Origin of the sequence: Burkholderia sp. Ac-20384 (genome assembly GCF_017104605.1) — a bacterium.
In the GTDB taxonomy this organism is placed as follows: domain Bacteria; phylum Pseudomonadota; class Gammaproteobacteria; order Burkholderiales; family Burkholderiaceae; genus Burkholderia; species Burkholderia lata.
This window is the reverse complement of the sequence record NZ_JAAGPE010000617.1, coordinates 1-1942: the sequence shown is the minus strand read 5'-3', so window position 1 is coordinate 1942 and position 1942 is coordinate 1. Positions and strand designations below refer to the sequence as shown.

Sequence of the window (1942 nt, the reverse complement as noted above, 5' to 3'; positions counted from 1 at the left end):
TGAGTGACCACAATTCGTCGTCGATAAGCTCTTTAGGCATCGCTTCCTGTCAGGCAAAACAAGACAGAAAGTTAACACCAAGTCGGAAAAGTTAACAGCTCAGAAATTTAATTTCGCAACAGCTTCTTACACGCTGCCGGAGCTTTTTGCTGAATTGGGGCTCGCCCGTAGCTCCTACTCCTATCACCGGGCGCGGATACAAGCCGCCGACAAGTATGCCGGTGTACGCCTTGCCATCGCAGATATCTTTGAACTGAATCACCGCTGCTACGGATATCGCCGAGTGCGCGCGGCACTTGGCAGGCAGAAGGTCTTCATCTCGGAGAAGGTCGTTCGGTGCTTGATGAAGCAGGAACAGCTAAGCGCAGCCACAACGAGGCGACGCCGATATGGCTCCTACGCCGGAGAAATAGGTCCGGCTCCAGAGAACCTTATCAACCGGGATTTCCGCGCCGCAGCACCGAATGAAAAGTGGCTCACAGATATCACGGAGTTCCAGATTCCGGCCGGTAAGGTCTATCTGTCGCCGGTCATCGATTGCTTCGACGGATTGGTGATCAGTTGGTCGATCGGTACACGACCAGACGCCGAGCTTGTGAATACGATGCTCGATGCTGCCATCGAAGCAATCGGTAGCAGCAACAGCCGGCCGGTGGTCCATTCAGATCGCGGTGCGCATTATCGCTGGCCAGGCTGGCTTACCCGGATACGTGAGGCCAAGCTGATTCGCTCAATGTCGCGCAAGGGCTGCTCGCCCGACAACGCCGCGTGCGAAGGCTTCTTTGGACGGCTGAAAACGGAACTGTTTTACTCTCGGGACTGGCAGATCGTCAGCACCGACCAGTTCATTGAGGTCGTTGACTCGTACATTCGTTGGTACAACGAGAAACGGATCAAGATCTCGCTTGGCGCACTCAGTCCGATTGAATACCGGGAGAGCCTCGGGCTGACGACATAAACCAGTCCAAGAATTCCGCCGCACCCCCGAACACGACATTTCTTATATGGTCGCCTCCCATTTGCAAGGCGATTTTGATCGTGGCGAGGAGGGTGGTTGCGGACTTATATCCGGACTCGATCGCGGGATGGACCCGCCGGCCCCGATGGATTTCGCCGCAAGGTTCCTAATCTGTGTGATTCATCGACATCGTTTCAACTAAAATGAAGCGATGGACCGAGAGATCACTGCGCGGTTACGTTGGGTGCGCATGTTTCACGAGACCGGCAATGCCGGCCTCGTGCGCGCACGAGGCGGAATATCTCGATCGACACTTCGCAAATGGCTACGCCGCTATCAGGAAGCAGGCGAAGCAGGCCTCTAGTCTCAAATCCGTCGTCCACTCCGCAACCCAAACCGGAAGCTTTCCGATGTTGATCGGGCGACGATCCTCTGATTGCGTGCCGAGCGCACACCTCTCGCCGAGGAGGTGGAAAGTGCCTACGACGAAGCCAAAGAGCGGATTCGGCACCGCGAATGGCATGTCGATAAATCCCTCGCCGAACATCATCGGCGCGTGTTGGATCTCGCATCTCCTAACGGAGCCGCGAGCTCCAACACGCAACGAAAGCGGCGCTCTAAGAAGTGAAACGATGTCCGTGAATCGCACATCTTACGCCGGCGAGCACCGTGGTCACTTCGCCGAAAATTCCGCACGCCCCAATACAAATTGCGAATCTCGCCAACGATCCGCGCCAGCTCATCTCGCGTCAACGTCTCGCGCTCCCATAGTTCCAGTTGGATCATCGCTCAAAATGCGAAGGAACGAACCAAAGGCGAAACGACGGCAGGTGCCGAAAGTGATTCGCGCGCCCACCATTCCCGCCCCAGCCGCTTCGCATCCCTGTACCACACCTCGCATCGACGGCGTGCTCCATGCCGCTTGCTTCCAAACTTTGCCATCCCTCCTCAATCGAGTGTTCCAAATGGCAGATCCTTTCAATA

The 1942-nt window shown here is 56.1% G+C and carries 2 protein-coding genes and 1 pseudogene; 2 read left to right on the top strand and 1 reads right to left on the bottom strand.

The window, feature by feature from the left end; all coding sequences use genetic code 11:
- The first annotated feature begins 46 nt into the window (after nt 1-46).
- Complete coding sequence (locus G3O00_RS42340) at nt 47-958, top strand: IS3 family transposase (protein ID WP_277399392.1); 912 nt, start codon at nt 47-49, stop codon at nt 956-958.
- A 211-nt stretch (nt 959-1169) separates the two neighbouring features.
- Nucleotides 1170-1586 (top strand): annotated as a pseudogene (locus G3O00_RS42335) (helix-turn-helix domain-containing protein).
- Between the two features lie 154 nt (nt 1587-1740).
- Here the strand turns inward: G3O00_RS42335 and G3O00_RS42330 are convergent.
- The coding region (locus G3O00_RS42330; protein WP_206146561.1) for a hypothetical protein at nt 1741-1942 on the bottom strand (202 nt) is incomplete at its 5' end.